At 60.5% G+C, this 16655-nt stretch carries 15 protein-coding genes; 7 read left to right on the top strand and 8 right to left on the bottom strand.

The features are described 5' to 3' along the window. The first annotated feature begins 124 nt into the window (after positions 1–124). Positions 125–1351 (top strand): bifunctional phosphopantothenoylcysteine decarboxylase/phosphopantothenate--cysteine ligase CoaBC, encoded by a 1227-nt coding sequence (gene coaBC, locus HZ993_RS07065; protein ID WP_209396540.1) that lies wholly within the window; start codon positions 125–127, stop codon positions 1349–1351. 3 nt (positions 1352–1354) lie between these two features. Beyond that, positions 1355–1801 (top strand): dUTP diphosphatase, encoded by a 447-nt coding sequence (dut, locus tag HZ993_RS07060; RefSeq protein WP_209396539.1) that lies wholly within the window; start codon positions 1355–1357, stop codon positions 1799–1801. A gap of 82 nt (positions 1802–1883) precedes the next feature. Here dut and HZ993_RS07055 read toward each other — a convergent pair whose 3' ends face one another. Further along, positions 1884–2423: a peptidylprolyl isomerase gene (locus tag HZ993_RS07055; protein WP_209396538.1), complete on the bottom strand. Its 540-nt coding sequence runs from the start codon at positions 2421–2423 to the stop codon at positions 1884–1886. 16 nt (positions 2424–2439) lie between these two features. On the opposite strand from HZ993_RS07055, the gene HZ993_RS07050 reads away from it, so the two are divergent. Next, a complete protein-coding gene (locus HZ993_RS07050) occupies positions 2440–3573 on the top strand; it encodes a cupin domain-containing protein (protein WP_209396537.1) in 1134 nt (377 codons plus the stop codon). After that, positions 3560–4075, top strand: coding sequence for a hypothetical protein (locus tag HZ993_RS07045; RefSeq protein ID WP_209396536.1), 516 nt, complete (start codon positions 3560–3562; stop codon positions 4073–4075). The genes HZ993_RS07050 and HZ993_RS07045 overlap by 14 nt, the downstream gene beginning before the upstream one ends. 466 nt (positions 4076–4541) lie before the next feature. Here HZ993_RS07045 and bamC read toward each other — a convergent pair whose 3' ends face one another. From bamC to HZ993_RS07025, 5 genes are read right to left on the bottom strand one after another with little or no spacing between them, the layout of a single operon-like run. After that, entirely contained in the window at positions 4542–5654 is a 1113-nt protein-coding gene (gene bamC, locus HZ993_RS07040) for an outer membrane protein assembly factor BamC (protein WP_245213853.1), read from the bottom strand. Positions 5655–5680: 26 nt separating this feature from the next. After that, a complete protein-coding gene (gene dapA / locus HZ993_RS07035; protein ID WP_209396534.1) occupies positions 5681–6577 on the bottom strand; it encodes a 4-hydroxy-tetrahydrodipicolinate synthase in 897 nt (298 codons plus the stop codon). Positions 6578–6610: 33 nt separating this feature from the next. Then, positions 6611–7162, bottom strand: coding sequence for a bifunctional 2-polyprenyl-6-hydroxyphenol methylase/3-demethylubiquinol 3-O-methyltransferase UbiG (locus tag HZ993_RS07030; protein WP_245213852.1), 552 nt, complete (start codon positions 7160–7162; stop codon positions 6611–6613). Beyond that, positions 7159–7284, bottom strand: coding sequence for a hypothetical protein (locus tag HZ993_RS24745; RefSeq protein ID WP_256440972.1), 126 nt, complete (start codon positions 7282–7284; stop codon positions 7159–7161). Before HZ993_RS24745 ends, HZ993_RS07030 begins: the two co-directional genes overlap by 4 nt. After that, positions 7281–8507, bottom strand: coding sequence for an MFS transporter (locus tag HZ993_RS07025; RefSeq protein ID WP_209396533.1), 1227 nt, complete (start codon positions 8505–8507; stop codon positions 7281–7283). The genes HZ993_RS24745 and HZ993_RS07025 overlap by 4 nt, the downstream gene beginning before the upstream one ends. 116 nt (positions 8508–8623) lie before the next feature. Here HZ993_RS07025 and HZ993_RS07020 point away from each other — a divergent pair, with 116 nt between their 5' ends. Genes HZ993_RS07020 through parC form a run of 3 tightly spaced genes read left to right on the top strand, consistent with a single transcriptional unit; the run spans position 8624 to position 13890 of the window. Further along, positions 8624–10594, top strand: a complete 1971-nt coding sequence (locus HZ993_RS07020; RefSeq protein WP_209396532.1) for a DNA topoisomerase IV subunit B — start codon at positions 8624–8626, stop codon at positions 10592–10594. Continuing rightward, positions 10594–11493, top strand: a complete 900-nt coding sequence (locus tag HZ993_RS07015) for a lytic transglycosylase domain-containing protein (protein ID WP_209396531.1) — start codon at positions 10594–10596, stop codon at positions 11491–11493. Before HZ993_RS07020 ends, HZ993_RS07015 begins: the two co-directional genes overlap by 1 nt. 9 nt (positions 11494–11502) lie before the next feature. Continuing rightward, on the top strand, positions 11503–13890 hold the full coding sequence (gene parC, locus HZ993_RS07010) for a DNA topoisomerase IV subunit A (protein ID WP_209396530.1): 2388 nt from the start codon (positions 11503–11505) through the stop codon (positions 13888–13890). A 91-nt stretch (positions 13891–13981) separates the two neighbouring features. Here the strand turns inward: parC and HZ993_RS07005 are convergent, their stop codons facing one another. Beyond that, positions 13982–14983 (bottom strand): hypothetical protein, encoded by a 1002-nt coding sequence (locus HZ993_RS07005; protein ID WP_209396529.1) that lies wholly within the window; start codon positions 14981–14983, stop codon positions 13982–13984. A gap of 33 nt (positions 14984–15016) precedes the next feature. After that, positions 15017–16594, bottom strand: a complete 1578-nt coding sequence (locus tag HZ993_RS07000; protein WP_209396528.1) for a hypothetical protein — start codon at positions 16592–16594, stop codon at positions 15017–15019. Positions 16595–16655: the final 61 nt, after the last annotated feature.

The raw sequence follows: 16655 nt of genomic DNA, 5'->3' as shown, positions 1-16655 counted from the left end.
AGGTTTGCGATACCGGCGATCTGCGGCGTTGCGAACCTTGCAAAGGCACCAGCCTTTGCGGTGGCCCGCGCCTAGCATCTCATCCGGTCTCGCAAACCAGACGCGCTCTGCTACATTGCCCCCCATGAACGACCTCGCTGGAAAACACATCGTCCTGGGCCTTACTGGCGGCATCGCCTGTTACAAGGCGGCCGAGTTGTGCCGGGCCCTGATCAAAGAGGGCGCTACCGTGCAGGTCGTGATGACCGAGGCCGCCGCCCAGTTCATCACACCCGTGACCATGCAAGCACTGAGCAACCGCCCGGTTTTCGATTCACAATGGGACGCCCGCCCCGATAACAACATGGCGCATATCAACCTCAGCCGCGAGGCTGACGCTATTTTGATCGCCCCCTGCAGTGCCGATTTCATGGCCAAGTTGCTGCATGGCAGAGCCGACGATTTGTTGAGCCTGATGTGCCTGGCCCGGCCCATCGACACCGTGCCGCTGCTGGTCGCACCCGCCATGAATCGCGAGATGTGGGCCCACCCCGCGACCCAGCGCAACCTGGCTCAACTGGCGGCGGACGGCGCCTCGATTCTAGGTGTTGGCAGTGGCTTCCAGGCCTGCGGTGAAACCGGTGATGGCCGTATGCTGGAACCGCAGGAATTGCTGCAAGACGTTATTGCATTCTTTCAGCCCAAGCCCCTGTCGGGCCAACACGTTTTGGTGACGGCCGGGCCTACCTTTGAAGCCATTGATCCGGTGCGCGGCATCACCAACCGGTCCAGCGGCAAGATGGGTTTCGCCATTGCGCGTGCGGCGCAGGAGGCCGGTGCGCAGGTCACGCTGGTGGCGGGGCCAGTGTCGCTACCCACCCCGCGTGGTGTGCAGCGTATCGACGTGCAGTCTGCGGCCGATATGCTCGCAGCCTGCGTGGCGAGTGCACAAGCCGCTAGCGTATTCGTAGCAACTGCGGCGGTGGCGGACTGGCGGCCTGCGCAGGCGTCCAACCAGAAGATCAAGAAGGACGGTTCCGGCCAGACGCCCACCCTGTCATTTGTGGAGAACACCGACATCCTGGCCACGATTGCTCAGTCTGCACGCGCGCAAAGTGGCGCATTGTTCTGCGTGGGCTTTGCTGCGGAAAGCCATGACCTGCTGGCACACGCCACGGCCAAGCGCATCCGCAAGGGCGTGCCACTGCTGGTCGGCAATATTGGTCCGGCCACTTTTGGCAAGGACGACAATGCCATGTTGCTGGTGGACGCCAACGGCACCCGCGAACTGCCCCACAACAACAAACTCGCGCTGGCCCGGCAACTCATAACCGAGATTGCCGGCCGTATTCCCCCTGTAACCCAACACTGAAAAATGAAGATTGACGTCAAAATTCTTGATACCCGCCTGAACGAGCAGATGCCGACCTATGCCACGCCGGGCAGCGCCGGGCTGGACCTGCGGGCCTGCCTGAGCGAGCCATTAACGCTGGCGCCCAATGCGTGGCAACTGGTGCCCACCGGCATGGCCATCTACCTGCAAGACCCGGCGTATGCCGCGCTGATATTGCCGCGCTCGGGCTTGGGCCACAAACACGGCATCGTGCTGGGCAATCTGGTCGGGCTGATCGACAGCGACTACCAGGGCCAGCTGATGGTCAGCGCCTGGAACCGCAGTGATGTGGCCTTCACGATAGAGCCCATGGAGCGTATTGCGCAACTGGTCATCGTGCCGGTGGTGCAGGCGCAGTTCAACATCGTGGCGGACTTTGTGGCCTCGGAGCGCGGTGCGGGCGGTTATGGCTCGACCGGCAAGCACTGAGGCTATCTGCACATTGCTATCATAACAATAGCAATACACTGAATACCGACGGGGGCTAGAGGTGGGTTTTGCCTAAGAGATTCTAGTGCAGCGTTCGGTCTGCGTGCACATCGTCTTCTGTGTGCCCAACCTGCAGCTTGAAGAAGCCAGTGCCGCAGCTGCCGCGCCCGATTTCTTCTTCTGTCGCGTCGCGCACGGCCTCCACCTTCAGGCTGATGCGGATGGCAATGCCGGCCAGTGGGTGGTTGCCGTCGAGCACCACGTGGTCGGGGTAGATGTCGGTGATGGTGTACAGCGCGTCTTTCGGGGCATCGGCATGGCAACCTTCGGGCAGGGCGCTGCCTTCCATGGTCAAGCCTTCCTGCAGATCCGCCGGAAACAGGTGGCGGGGCTCCAGAAACAACAACTGGTCGTTGAAGTCACCAAAAGCCTGTTCGGGCTCGATCTGCAGTTGCAAGCTGGCACCCACACCGTGGCCTTGCAGCGCCGTTTCGATCACGGGCAGCAGGTCGTGGCCGCCGACCAAAAACTCCACTGGCTCGTCCAAAACGTCCAGTTCCTCGCCCAAAGTGTCTTTCAGCGTCCAGGTGAGGGCAACGACGCATTGTTCAGTGATTTCCATAGGGCAGAATTGTCCCATGAACATTGATACACCTCTGCAGCTCCTGGGCGGGCTTGCACCCAAGACCTTTATGCAACGCCATTGGCAAAAAAAGCCCTTGGTCATCCGCCAGGCGATTCCTGGCTTTGTCCCCCCGTTGGACCGCAGCGATTTGCTCGACCTGGCGGCGCAAGAAGAGGTGCAGTCGCGCCTGGTGGTGCAGGCCAGCGAGGGTGGCAAACAGCCTTGGCGTTTCAAACACGGGCCGTTTGGCCGCAAGGCCCTGCCCCCGTTCAAACAGACTGGCTGGACGCTGCTGGTGCAGGGTGTGGACCTGCTCGATGAACGCGTGCACGCGCTGATGAACCAGTTTCGTTTTGTGCCCGATGCGCGTCTGGACGATGTGATGGTCAGCTACGCCACCGACGGCGGCGGTGTGGGACCGCATTTCGACAGTTACGACGTGTTTTTGTTGCAGGCCCATGGCCAGCGGCGCTGGCGTATTGGCAAACAAAAAGACCTGAGCCTGCAGCCTGGCATGCCGCTGAAGATACTGGCCCACTTTGAGCCTGAAATGGAGTTCGTGCTCAATCCGGGGGATATGCTGTATCTTCCGCCCCGTTACGCACACGACGGTATTGCAGAGGGCGAGTGCATGACCTATTCCATAGGTTTCAGGGCGCCCAGTCGATCAGAATTGGCTGGCGAGCTTTTGCAGCGTCTGGCCGAAGATGCGGGAGATGCCGTGGGTGAGGGCTTGTATGCCGATCCCAAACAGGCGGCAGTGGCCCAGGCCGGGCAGATTCCCGACACACTCGTCGCGTTCGCCCGCAAGGCTCTGGAAGATGCACTGCGCGACCCGCTTGCCCTCCAACGGATATTGGGCGAGTATCTGACCGAGCCCAAGGGGCATGTCCTGTTCGACGCGGAAGCCACGGGCGAGGCGGACGCCGGTTTGGTTCTGGACCGGCGCACCCGCATGGCCTATGACGCCAAACATGTGTTTATCAACGGCGAGAGTTTCCTGGCCTCTGGGCGGGACGCACAATTGATGCGTTTGCTTGCCGATGAACGGGTTTTAGGCGCAACTAGCGTCAAACGGCTGAGTGCACCGGCCCGTGAATTGGTGCAAGACTGGTTGGAAGCGGGGTGGATCCATGGCGACAACTGAAACCGGTGAAGACAGTGGTGGTGAGGTGCTGAAGGGCCCATTCAGCGGGCCCAAGGCGTTTGCGCAGACCATTCGGGCCGCTTTGGCGCGCGCAGCGCAAGAAAACTGGCCGTCCATGGTTTGGAGCGATGCGAATTTTGAAGAATGGCCGCTCGGAGAGCGTGCCGTTTCCGAATCCTTGCAGGCCTGGGCCGGAAGCGGCCGTCAATTGGTGCTCCTAGCACGCAGTTACGACTCTGTCATCCGTTACCAACCCCGCTTTGTCACCTGGCGCAAGACGTGGGACCACATCATTGAGTGCCGGGTTTGCAAGAATATTGACGCCAGTGAAATGCCCAGTGCTCTGTGGAGCCCACAATGGGCCATGCGGCGCCTCGATTTGGTGCGTAGCACCGGTGTGGCGGACCTGGAACCGGCACGGCGGGTGCTGCTCAAGGAAGAGCTTGACGAATGCCGGCGCCAAAGTTCACCTGGATTTTCGGCAACAACTTTGGGTTTATAGCCACGGTATAGAGGGTTTTCCCGTGTATAGAGGGACTATCCTGTATACTCGCCGGTTAGGCAAAAAGAGATCGAATGCTTTTTGTCTGAGTCTGGGCGGCGCGCTGCTTTGACAATTTCCGAAAATTGTTTCGTTAACTCACTCTAGTTTTTAAAAATGAACAAATCACTCGTCTTGGCAGCCGTTATCGCTGCCGCTGCCTTGGCTGCTTGCGGTAAGAAAGAAGAAGCTCCTGCTCCAGTAGTTGCTCCCGCTCCTGTCGCCGCTCCAGCTCCTGCTGCACCTGCTGCTTCCGCTCCTGCTGCTGACGCATCGGCTCCTGCCGCTCCAGCATCTGCTACTGCTTCCGAGCCAGCAAAGAGCTAAATCGAGCGCCCAGCAAAAAAGCCACCGTTCGGTGGCTTTTTTTTCGCCTGTCACACCCTGAAAGGGCTGTTCAAGCCCGCCAGGATGCGGCTCGTTTTGCTTATTTGATGTCGTCCGCGATGACTTTGACAATACGCTGGGCACTGACCGAAGTCTCTGGTGCACCCTTGGCGTCGAGCACGGACACCGTCGTCACATTGGCCACGCTGCGTACAGCGATCTGGAATTTGGCCGCGTCGGTAGCCTTGCTGCTGCTGAACAACTTGCTGAAAAAACCGGGCTCGGTGTTTTCGGCGTTCGGGGGCACGTAGCGCACAAAGTAGATACCTTGCTTGCGGTCGCGGTCTTCTACCGTAAAGCCTGTGCGATCCAGTGCCAGACCCACACGGCGCCACGCGCCATCAAAGCCCTCTTCAATACGCACGGCGGGTTGTCCGTTTTCGGTGGAAACCGACGCAATACTCTTTTTGGTGATCGTGGGGGCTGCTACCAATGTCTTGGCCTGTGCCTCGGCAACACCCAACTTGACCATCAGGCGGCGCAAAAATTCGGCTTCCAGTTCGGGGTCTGCAGCGCGGGGTTGCCACAGTGTGCCGCCGGATTCTTTGGCAGATGTGGTGGTGACGGTTTCAATCATGCCGCGGTGGCTGATGAAAATTTCGGTCTCGCCGTTGGCGTTGCGCTCCAGGCGGGTGCGGAACTTGTCGCGCTCTGCGGTCGAATACAGCGAGTCAAACAGCTTGCCCAGCGAGGAGCGGATGAAGTCCTGCGGGATCTTGGCACGGTTTTCGGCCCAGTCGGTCTCCATGATGCCCAGGGTGTTCTGGTCCATGGCCAAGAGGAAGCCGTTGTCCTGCCAGAACTCTCTTACCGGGTCCCACAGCTTGTCCGCGGGGCGGTTGACCACCAGCCAGCGCTGGTTGCCAGAACGCTCTATGCGCACATCGCCCATGGTGACGGCCGCAACGGAAGGAGCGCCAGTTGCCACAGCGGCGGGTTGACCTGCCTTAAAACCAGACGCCGAAACCGTGCCGCCTACCACCGCATAGTGCGTGTCTTTGGACAGCTGGGTCAGGTCGGGCGGTACATCCAGTGCGGGCGCCTTTACGCCGCCACCTGCACTGCGATAGTCCACCTTGTCAGACTCTAGAACGGTACAGGCTGACAGCGCGATCGCTGCACTGACAAGCGTCAATTTAAAGAAAGGGTTCACGGAAATCCTTGAAATGGAACAGGAACTTAGATCAGACCGGTGGCGCGCATCACACGCTCCAGTGCCGGCTGATTGGCTTGTGTCAACGGGGTCAATGGCAGGCGCAGGGCGTCTGTGCACAGACCCATGCGGGCAGCAGCCCATTTGACGGGAATCGGGTTGGATTCTACGAAAAGCGATTTGTGCAAGGGCAGCAACTGGAATTGGATCTCCATGGCGCGCTTCACATTGCCAGCCAAGGCCGCAACACACAACTCGTGCATCAGTCGTGGCGCCACGTTGGCGGTGACGCTGACATTGCCATGTCCACCGCACAACATCAGGGCCACTGCCGTAGGGTCATCCCCTGAATAAATGGCAAAACCCTTGGGCGCTTCCTTGATCAGCCACTGCGCACGTTCGATATTGCCGGTGGCTTCCTTGATACCGACGATGCCAGGCACCTGGGCCAGGCGCATGACCGTGTCGTGGGCCATATCGGCTACCGAGCGGCCGGGCACGTTATACAGGATGACGGGCAGGTCGCCGGTGGCTTCAGCAATGGCCTTGAAGTGCAGGTACTGGCCTTCTTGTGTCGGCTTGTTGTAGTAGGGCACCACCTGCAACTGCGAATCGGCGCCGACCTTCTTGGCAAAACGCGCCAGCTCTATAGCCTCTGCGGTGGAGTTGGCGCCGCAGCCGGCCATGATGGGCACACGTTTGGCGGCTTGTTCGACGGAAACACGGATGATTTCGCAGTGTTCTTCGACGTTGACCGTGGGGGATTCACCGGTGGTGCCCACCACGCCTATGCAATCCGTGCCTTCGGCGATGTGCCAGTCGATCAGTTTGCGCAGCGCCGGGTAGTCTACGGAGCCGTCTTCCTGCATGGGTGTGATCAGGGCGACGATGCTGCCGGTAAGGGGGCCTTGGGGTTGGTTCATGTCGGTCATTTGGTCAGTAATCAACTATTTTACCTAGAGTGCAATGCGCTTCGATTCTGGTGGCCTGGCCCCATCAGCAGCGGGCTTCAGCGCTGCTATGCGTTGCACCATCCGCGGTGGATCGGGCAGGTAACCGTGCTCGTACGCCACCACGTCCATCGCGGTGCAGGCGCGCAGCAGTTCGCCGGGTTGCAGCAGGAAATCGGGCCGGCTGGGGCGCCCAAACGCCTCGTTGCCCGCGGCGAAGGTTTCATACAACAGTATGCCCCCGGGCGCCACGCTGCCCACAATGTTGTCGAGCAGCGGACGCCACAGGTAGTTGGTGACCACTACCGCGCCAAATGTGCGCATCTGCCCGTCCCGCTGAAGCGGCCAGGCCCCGGCTTCTATGTCGGCACACACCAGCTCCGCGCTGGGTACCTGCTGGCGGGCCCGTTCAATGTCCTGGTCAACCCCCGTGACCGCGTGGCCCCGCCCGGCAAACCAGGCAAGGTGTCGGCCCGGTCCACAGGCCACGTCCAGCACGGTGGTGCCAGGCGCCAGCAAATGCGACCAGCGCTCAACCCAAGGGGAGGGGCTGTTCAAAAGCAGGCCCACACCTGGTTGGCCATCTGCACCATGAAGTCTGGCCGGGTGTACAGCACAAACACCCCGGCCAACACGGCCAGGGCCAGTGCTGCAACAGCCAAGCGCTTGCGCAGCGTCATGGCGTGACCGTATCCCGTGGCAGGGGCCGGACGATGGCCGCCTCTTTCACCGGCAGGTTGACCAGTGCGGCCGCTACACCCAGTGCAATGGCGATGTACCAGACGATGTCGTAGCTGCCGGTCCTGTCATACAGATAACCACCCAGCCAGACGCCCAGGAAGGAGCCGATCTGGTGGCTGAAGAACACAAAACCACCCAGCATGGACAAATGCGCCACACCAAAAATCTGCGCCACGGTGGCATTTGTCGGCGGAATTGTGGACAACCACAGCAGCCCCATCACACTGGAAAACACATACACACTGGCGGGCGTCAGCGGCGCCAGAAGAAACAGGCTGATGGCCACCGCGCGGGCGAAGTAAATAAAGGCCAGTATGTTTTTCTTCTGCATCTTCTGGCCCAGCACGCCGGCGGCGTAGGTGCCAAACACATTAAACAGGCCGATCAACGCCAGTGCGTAACTGGCCACCTGGGGCGACAGGCCCTTATCTTTTAGATAGCTGGGCATGTGCACACCGATAAATACCACCTGGAAGCCGCAGACGAAATAACCCGCCATCAGCAACTGGAAGCTGGGGTATTTGAAGGCCTCGCGCAGCGCCTGGGTGATGGTCTGCTCGCGGGGTGCAGCAGAAGCACCCCCAAACGCCGGTTCGCGAAGCCCCCAGGCCAGCGGAATCATCAGCAGCGACGCCACGCCCAGCATCACCAGCGCCTCTTGCCAGCCAAAGTGGCTGATCAAAAAGCCTTCGGTTGGTACCATCAAAAATTGCCCGAACGAGCCCGCTGCCGCAGCCACCCCCATGGCCCAGGAACGTTTGTCGGCACTCACATTGCGGCCGATCACGCCGTAGATCACCGCATAGGTGGTACCGGCCTGCGCCATGCCAATCAACACGCCCGTACTCAGGGAAAACAGCAAGGGCGTGCTGGCATAGGCCATGCCCACCAGCCCGAGTGCATACAGCAGCGATCCCACAATGATGACCCGGAATGCCCCAAAACGGTCCGCCGCCATGCCGGCAAAAATGCCGGAAATGCCCCAGGCCAGATTCTGGATGGCGATCGCAAAGGCAAAGGTCTCCCGCGTCCAGCCCTGGGCGGTGGTGATGGGCTGCAGCCACAGGCCAAAACCGTGGCGTATACCCATGGACAGCGTGACGATGATGGCGCCGCAGGCCAATACCTGGGCGGTGGAAAGCGGTTTGGGGGCGTGGTGCATTGGCAGATTGTCGCCAATCCGAAGGTGCGGTGCTGGGGTTAACACAAAGCCGTTTTCCCTGCTGGCTGTATTTGCATACAGCTGTGTTAGGGTGTGGCGATTACAATCACCGCCCTATGTCCGTCAAAGCTACCCCCGAATACTCCGAAGGTTCCATCCGGGTCCTCAAAGGCCTGGAGCCCGTCAAACAACGTCCGGGCATGTACACCCGCACCGACAACCCGCTGCACGTCATCCAGGAAGTGCTGGACAACGCGGCCGATGAGGCCCTGGGCGGTTACGGTAAAAAGATCAAAGTCACCGTCCATGTGGATGGCTCCATCGCCGTAGAAGACGATGGCCGCGGCATCCCGTTTGGCATGCACCCCGAAGAAAAGGCGCCGGTCATCGAGCTGGTGTTCACCCGCCTGCACGCCGGTGGCAAGTTCGACAAGGGCAAGGGCGGCGCCTACAGCTTCTCCGGTGGTCTGCACGGCGTGGGTGTCAGCGTGACCAATGCCCTGGCCAAGCGCCTGGAGGCTACTTCATATCGCGAGGGCCAGGTGGCCACCATCGTCTTTGAAAACGGTGACGTCACCCAGGCGCTGGAAGCGCGCAAAACGGGCGAGGGTGACCGTAAATCCGGCACCACGGTACGTGTCTGGCCCGATGCCAAATACTTTGAGTCCGCCGCGCTGCCGATGGCCGAGCTGACCCACCTGCTGCGCAGCAAAGCGGTGTTGATGCCCGGTGTCAGCGTGTCGCTGCTGATCGAGAAAACCAAAGAAACCCAAACTTGGCTCTACAAAGGCGGCCTGCGCGACTACCTGACACAAACGCTTACTGGCGACCCCGTCATCCCTTTGTTTGAAGGCGAAGGTTTTGCAGACAACCAAAGTGACAACTTTGCCGAAGGCGAGGGCGCTTCCTGGTGTGTCGCCTTTACCGAAGACGGCCAACCCGTGCGCGAAAGTTACGTCAACCTGATCCCCACCAGCGCCGGTGGTACCCACGAAAGCGGCCTGCGCGATGGCCTGTTCACCGCTGTCAAAAGCTTCATCGACCTGCATTCGCTGTTGCCCAAAGGTGTCAAGCTGATGCCCGAAGACGTGTTTGCCCGCGCTAGTTATGTGTTGTCCACCAAGGTGCTGGACCCGCAGTTCCAGGGCCAGATCAAAGAACGACTCAATTCCCGTGACGCCGTGCGTCTGGTCTCCAGTTTTGTGCGCCCCGCGCTGGAACTGTGGCTCAATCAGCACGTGGACTACGGCAAGAAATTGGCGGAGTTGGCGATCAAAGCCGCGCAAAGCCGACAAAAAGCCGGCCAAAAGGTGGAGAAGCGCAAAAGCTCTGGTGTGGCCGTGTTACCCGGCAAACTAACCGACTGCGAAAGCAAGGACATTGCCTACAACGAAGTGTTCCTGGTCGAGGGTGATTCTGCGGGCGGCAGCGCCAAGATGGGCCGCGACAAGGAAAACCAGGCGATTTTGCCCCTGCGCGGCAAGGTCTTAAATACCTGGGAAGTGGACCGCGACCGCCTGTTTGGCAACACCGAAATCCACGACATCTCGGTCGCCATCGGGGTCGACCCCCACGGCCCCAACGACTCGCCGGATATGTCCGGCCTGCGCTACGGCAAGGTTTGCATACTGAGTGATGCGGACGTGGACGGCTCCCACATCCAGGTGCTGCTGTTGACCCTGTTCTTCCGCCACTTCCCTAAACTGATCGAAACCGGCCACGTGTTTGTGGCCCGTCCACCCTTGTTCCGGGTGGATGCCCCCGCGCGCGGTAAAAAACCCGCTTCCAAGGCGTACGCGCTGGATGAGGGTGAATTAGTCGCCATTCTCGACAAATTGCGCAAAGAAGGCGTGCGCGAGGGCGCGTGGAGCATCAGCCGCTTCAAGGGTCTGGGTGAAATGAATGCCGAGCAGTTGTGGGACACCACCCTGAACCCCGACACCCGCCGCCTCCTGCCGGTCACACTGGGCGCCATCAATTTTGGCGATACCGAGGCGCTGATCACCAAACTCATGGGCAAAGGCGAGGCCGCCGCCCGGCGCGAACTGATGGAGTTGCACGGCGACTCGGTCGAGGTGGACGTGTGATGGCTGCAAAACTCCAAAACCTGTTGGTCGGTCTGGTGCTGCTGGCAGGTCAGGCGGCCTATGCCGATATGTGGATCTACACCGATCCCAAGGGCGTGAAACACTTTGCGTCCAGCCAGCTCGACAAACGTTACCAGCTGATGTTCCGCGGCCTGCCCGCGTCCAGCGCGGACACCGCAGAGGTTGTTGGCAGCGGGCAAATGGAAGCCCGCACAACCGAGTTCTCGGCCAAGAGCGTGGCGGCCATTGAAGTGTCTCCCGGTTTCATGGCCGTCAAGGACCATCTGCGCACCGCGGCCGATGCCCACCAGTTGGATATGGCGCTGCTACAAGCCGTCATCCATACCGAGTCCCGCTTCAACCCCACAGCGGTGTCGCCCAAGGGTGCGGTCGGTCTAATGCAGGTCATGCCGGCAACCGCAGAGCGCTACGGTTTGGCCAATGACCAGCGCGGCACGGTATCCGCCAAGCTGACCGACCCCAAGACCAATATCCAGACTGGCGCGCGCTACCTGCGCGACTTGATCAAGATGTTCCCCGGCCAGCTGGAGCTGGCCGTTGCCGCCTACAACGCGGGCGAGGGCGCGGTGCAAAGGGCGGGCAACAAGATACCCAACTACAAGGAAACGCAGAACTACGTGCGCTCCGTCATGCAGTTGTACCAGCGCCTCAATCCCCAGGCCCGTGGGGTTGTCCCTGCGGCATCGACAGGCGCCCGTGTGCAGGGCCAGTTTCACAGCGCCAATGTCAATTTGCGATGGGACGGCGTGAGCAGCCCGCAAGAGGGAGACGCCCAGGCCAAAAAGACATGGCGCGACCCCTTGCACGCCCACGATCTGGTGATCGGCTCGGGCCAGACCGCCAAGGCGGCACAGTCCCTTACAGAATTGTCGAATTAACAAGTTTCCATGACCGACCAAGCCACTCTTGACCTGACCGCCGAGCCGCCCCGTGATGGCGGTGATGACGAACTGAATCTAGCCACCTACGCCCAACGTGCCTACCTGGAATACGCCCTGAGTGTGGTCAAGGGCCGCGCCTTGCCCGATGTCTGCGACGGCCAAAAGCCCGTGCAGCGCCGCATTTTGTATTCCATGTCGCGCATGGGCCTGGGCTTTGGTGGGGCCAATGGCAACACCGGTGCCCGCCCCGTCAAAAGCGCCCGCGTGGTCGGTGATGTGTTGGGCCGCTTCCACCCCCACGGTGACCAGGCAGCGTACGACGCGCTGGTGCGCATGGCGCAAGACTTTTCGCAGCGCTATCCGCTGATCGACGGCCAGGGCAACTTTGGTAGCCGTGATGGCGACGGCGCCGCTGCCATGCGATACACCGAGGCCCGCCTGGCCAAGATCACCAGCCTGCTGCTCGATGAAATCGACATGGGCACGGTGGACTTTCAGCCCAACTACGACGGATCTACCGAAGAACCGCGCCAGTTGCCGGCCCGCCTGCCGTTCAGCCTGCTCAATGGCGCCAGCGGCATCGCCGTCGGCCTGGCCACCGAAATCCCCAGCCACAACCTGCGCGAGATCGCCGACGCCTGCGTGGCCCTGATCAAGACGCCAGCCCTGGCCGACGATGCGCTTGCAGCCCTGGTGCCCGGCCCGGATTACCCCGGTGGCGGCCAGATCATCAGCAGCGCCAGCGACATTGCCGATGCCTACCGCACCGGCCGTGGTTCGCTCAAGGTGCGCGCCCGCTGGAAGATCGAAGACCTGGCCCGCGGGCAGTGGCAACTGGTGGTGACCGAACTGCCGCCCGGTGTCAGCAGCCAGCGTGTGCTGGAAGAGATTGAAGAGCTGACCAACCCCAAGGTCAAGGCCGGTAAAAAGGCCTTGTCGCAAGACCAGACCCAGCTCAAGGCCAGTGTGCTGTCGGTGCTGGACGTGGTGCGCGACGAATCCAACAAAGACGCCACCGTGCGTCTGGTGTTCGAGCCCAAGACCTCGCGTATCTCCCAGCAGGAGCTGATTACCGCCTTGCTGGCCCACACCAGCCTGGAGACATCTGCCCCCATCAACCTGACCATGATTGGTCTGGATGGCCGGCCCACCCAAAAATCCTTCCGCCAGATGCTGCTGGAGTGGATTGCATTCCGCCAGACAACGATTGAGCGCCGCTCGCAACACCGCCTGTCCAAGGTGCTGGACCGCATCCACATTCTGGAAGGCCGCCAACTCGTCCTGCTGAATATCGACGAGGTCATTGCCATCATCCGCCAGGCCGAGGAGCCCAAGGCGGCATTGATCGCACGTTTCAACCTGAGCGACCGCCAGGCCGAAGACATTTTGGAGATCCGTCTGCGCCAACTGGCCCGGCTGGAAGCCATCAAGATCGAACAAGAGCTGCTGGAGCTGCGCACCGAGCAGGGCAAGCTCGAAGAGATTCTGGGCAACCCTGCAGCGCTGCGCCGCTTGATGGTCAAAGAGATCGAGGCCGATGCCAAGACCTTTGCCGACGAGCGCCGCACACTGATCCAGGCCGAGAAAAAAGCTGTGCTGGAAATCAAAGTGGTGGACGAACCCGTCACCGTGGTCGTCAGCGCAAAAGGCTGGGTGCGCACCCGCACCGGCCATGGCCACGAGGCCACCTCGTTCGCCTTCAAGGCCGGCGACGGCCTGTACGGCACCTTTGAGTGCCGCAGTGTCGATACGCTGCTGGTGTTTGGCTCCAACGGCCGCGTCTACTCGGTGGCTGTGTCGCTGCTGCCGGGTGGCCGGGGCGATGGCCAGCCCGTCACCACGCTGATTGAGCTGGAAAGCGGCACGCAACTGCTGTACTACTTTGCCGGTCCGGCCGCCGCCACGCTGCTGCTCAGCAGCACAGCCGGTTACGGCTTTATGGCCACAGTGGAGAACATGGTTTCGCGCCAGAAGGCGGGCAAGGCCTTTGTGTCCGTCAACGATGGCGAGACGCTGTGCTGCCCCTCCCTGGTATCGGGCGCACAGGGCAAGGTCACGGTGGCGGGCACGCCAGCCGCCATGGTGCCCGTTGCCACCCATGTGGCCTGTGCATCCACCGGTGGCCGCATCCTGACCTTTGAGATCAGCGAACTCAAGTCCATGGCCAATGGTGGCCGTGGTCTTATGCTGATTGATCTGGAAGCCAAAGACACCCTGGCCGGCGCGGCAGCCTATACCCGCAGCATCCGCATCGACGGCATTGGCCGCGGTGGCAAAGAGCGCGACGAGACGCTGGAAATCCGCAGCCTCAACAACGCCCGCGCCGCACGTGGGCGCAAGGGCAAGGCGGCAGACCTGGGCTTCAAGCCCAACGCGGTAACGCGGGTGGAGTGATTTGCTAAAGAGGTTTGAGTCAAATGAGGCTCTAGCCCCCGTGAATTATGCTTGTATTGCTATAAATACTATAGCTATTGGGTTGACAACTTTAAGCCAAATCAGCGCTGGTCCACTTCAGCCCCAAGCACCACAGAAGGTACGCGCCCAAGGCTGTGCCGAACGGGAATCCAAAGAGCAGCAACACACCAAAGGCGCTGCCCACGGTGCGCCCCCAGGTCAATCCCTGCATGACTGCTGCACTCGCGCGGTAGACGGCAAAGCCGACCATTCCTGCCAATGCCAAGATAACCCACAGCGCGGAAGGTGCCTGTTTGGTTTCGCTGGGCACAAGTGTCAACAGGCCCAGACCCAGCACGCCCACTGCGATGAAATACGACAACCATCGCATCAGCTTTCCCGCATTAGTGCGGTGCTTGGCCGCGTGCCCAACCTGCACCGGCGCTTGCCCTCCTGCTTTTGCAGGTGCCAACGCCGCATCGTTCGAGGCCGGCTGTTGAAGTGCGGCCATCAGATCCGCCAGTTTGATCTTGGAACCTATGGGTTCCTTCATTTGCACCATACGCGTCAACGCAGTTTTCAACTCCGCTTCTGTGGGGCGCAAGCGGCGCAGGGCGCGAGCCAGTATCGGCAGCACTTCATTCTTCAGGAAGCCCGTGTTGGCGCTGAACGCCGAATTCTCGAAGCGCTCTGACACTTTGACCGATAGCAGAAGAAAAGGCTCCATGAGGAGCGTTTGTCTGTTGGCGTCGCTCACCATCGTGGGATCAAGCCGGATAGCACGCTCCAGGGTCAAACGCTCTTGGTACACCTGTATCAAATTCGGAAAGGTTTGTTTCACCAGGTCCAGAATCGCGCTGGGGCGGGTCGCCACTTCAGCATACTGGGTGGGGTTTGCTTTGAGCACAACCGTACACACCATGCAAGCACGCTCATAACCCACCAGGTCACCATCGCCCACAGCTATGAAATAGAGATGCCCCGCCGACCCCACGCGGTTCAGCGCAAATGGCCTTGCGCATGCACAAACGGGACAGAAGTCCGCGGCATAGCCAAGGTGACTCCTGACAATTTTCTTTCCCCAAATAATCACGTCAATTTCCTATTTTGTTGTGTGTTGCGTGGATCAATCCACCGCAAATTCGGCTAGCCACTTGCCGTCGGCAAAGTTCAAAATATTGCCGCCACGGGTCACGCAGAGCTTTGCGATGTTCGACACATCGGGCAGCATGGTTTTGCAGCCCGCAGGCGCGTCGGTAAATTTGCTCCAGGCGTCTTTGGCCCGGTCATACTGCAGAAGCTCGATCACCCCTGAGAAAGCGCCCGCATTCCAGCGGACGGCCTGTCCATCCTGGGCGTTGGTGAATCGAATGTCCATGATGACGTAGGGCGGGTTGTCGTATTTGGTCCAGCTCTGCCCGAGATCCGTTGAAACAAAAAGCTTGGAGAAACCGCCCTTGATGCGGTACGCGGCCAAAGTGCCGTTGCCGGGGGTGACTTGAAAGCCATGCACATCGGTGTCGGGGCCCACCGCACTCCACTGCATGGTCGAAGTGTCCAGTCGCCACAGCTTGGGATAGGCGTTGACGAAATAGAAGTTCTTGTAGGCCACGGCGCTCGGACGCAACAGGGGCTCGACCTCAACCGCCAACTCGCGCTGTTTGGCGATGTCTGACAAGTCTGCAGCACGGGCCACGTAAATGCTCAACTGGTCAACACTGCGAAACAAGTTGCGCACCACCACACCCCGGGCCGCAGTCACCAGCCACTGGTCGCCGATGCGCGAGATGTCCGTGATAGCAACACCGCGGTCCAAAGTTGCAACCAGCTTCCAGCTCAAACCGCCGTCCGTACTCATGCGAACCACGCCGTTTTCGAAACCGGCCAGCAGTGTGTCTTCCCATGCTGCCACGGCTGTCACGTTGTGCAAGGAGCCGGTGTCCAGAGCGCCCCAAACGCCGCCTGTATCGCGCACCCTGATCTGCCACAAGGCGGCGCCAAAGTAGCTGCGCCTTTTTGCATCGACGACCAGCTTTTGGGTGAGCGGTGGCGTAGCAGTTTTGGCCAAGGCCAGAAACGCATCAACACCCGTAGTAGCACGCAGTTGCTTGCTGATGGGCGATGCATTGGCACGGCCTTCGTAGTACATGAGCAGCGCGCCAATCAGGCCAAAGCGATTGGCAGGGTCGGCGTCGACGAAATCGGCAATGGCTGGGGGCACGCGGTCCACAACCCATGGGCGCATGTCTTTTGACGGCAGGGCTTCTTGAAGTTCTGCCACAGTGGCCTGCGCTTTGGACCGTGTTTCGTCGTTGCGCAGGGGCAGCAGCACCAACTGGCCATCACCCACCGGCACCGGTACCAGGCTGCCCATGTCGGTCAGTTGACCTGGGGCCACTGAAAGGTTGGGGTACTCTTTTAAATAGGAGTCGCGCCACTTCTGTATCTTGTACTCGCCCGCAGGCAACCACAGTCCAAATGTTTTGCCCTCGCGGTTGGGAATCTTGGCGAGCCGATAGTCCGTCATGTCGGCCACTGAGCGCAACACCAGCGCATCGATGGGTTCACTGCCAGGCAAAGTGACGAACACAAATCCATGGTTGGCAGAAGGGGGCTTCTCAAAGTCCGCCGCATGAACGCCTGTGAAAATCATGGCGAATGCCATCAGCCGCAAGCCATACTGAGTCCAGGTAATCCAATGCATTGTTGTGTTCTCTGCGGGCGCTTTCGAACCCGATGGTGAAGTAAATCCTGGGCCCATGCCA

Origin of the sequence: Rhodoferax sp. AJA081-3 (assembly GCF_017798165.1) — a bacterium.
GTDB lineage: Bacteria > Pseudomonadota > Gammaproteobacteria > Burkholderiales > Burkholderiaceae_C > Allorhodoferax.
Note: the sequence above shows the minus strand (reverse complement) of the source record. Positions and strands in the feature narration are given on the sequence as shown.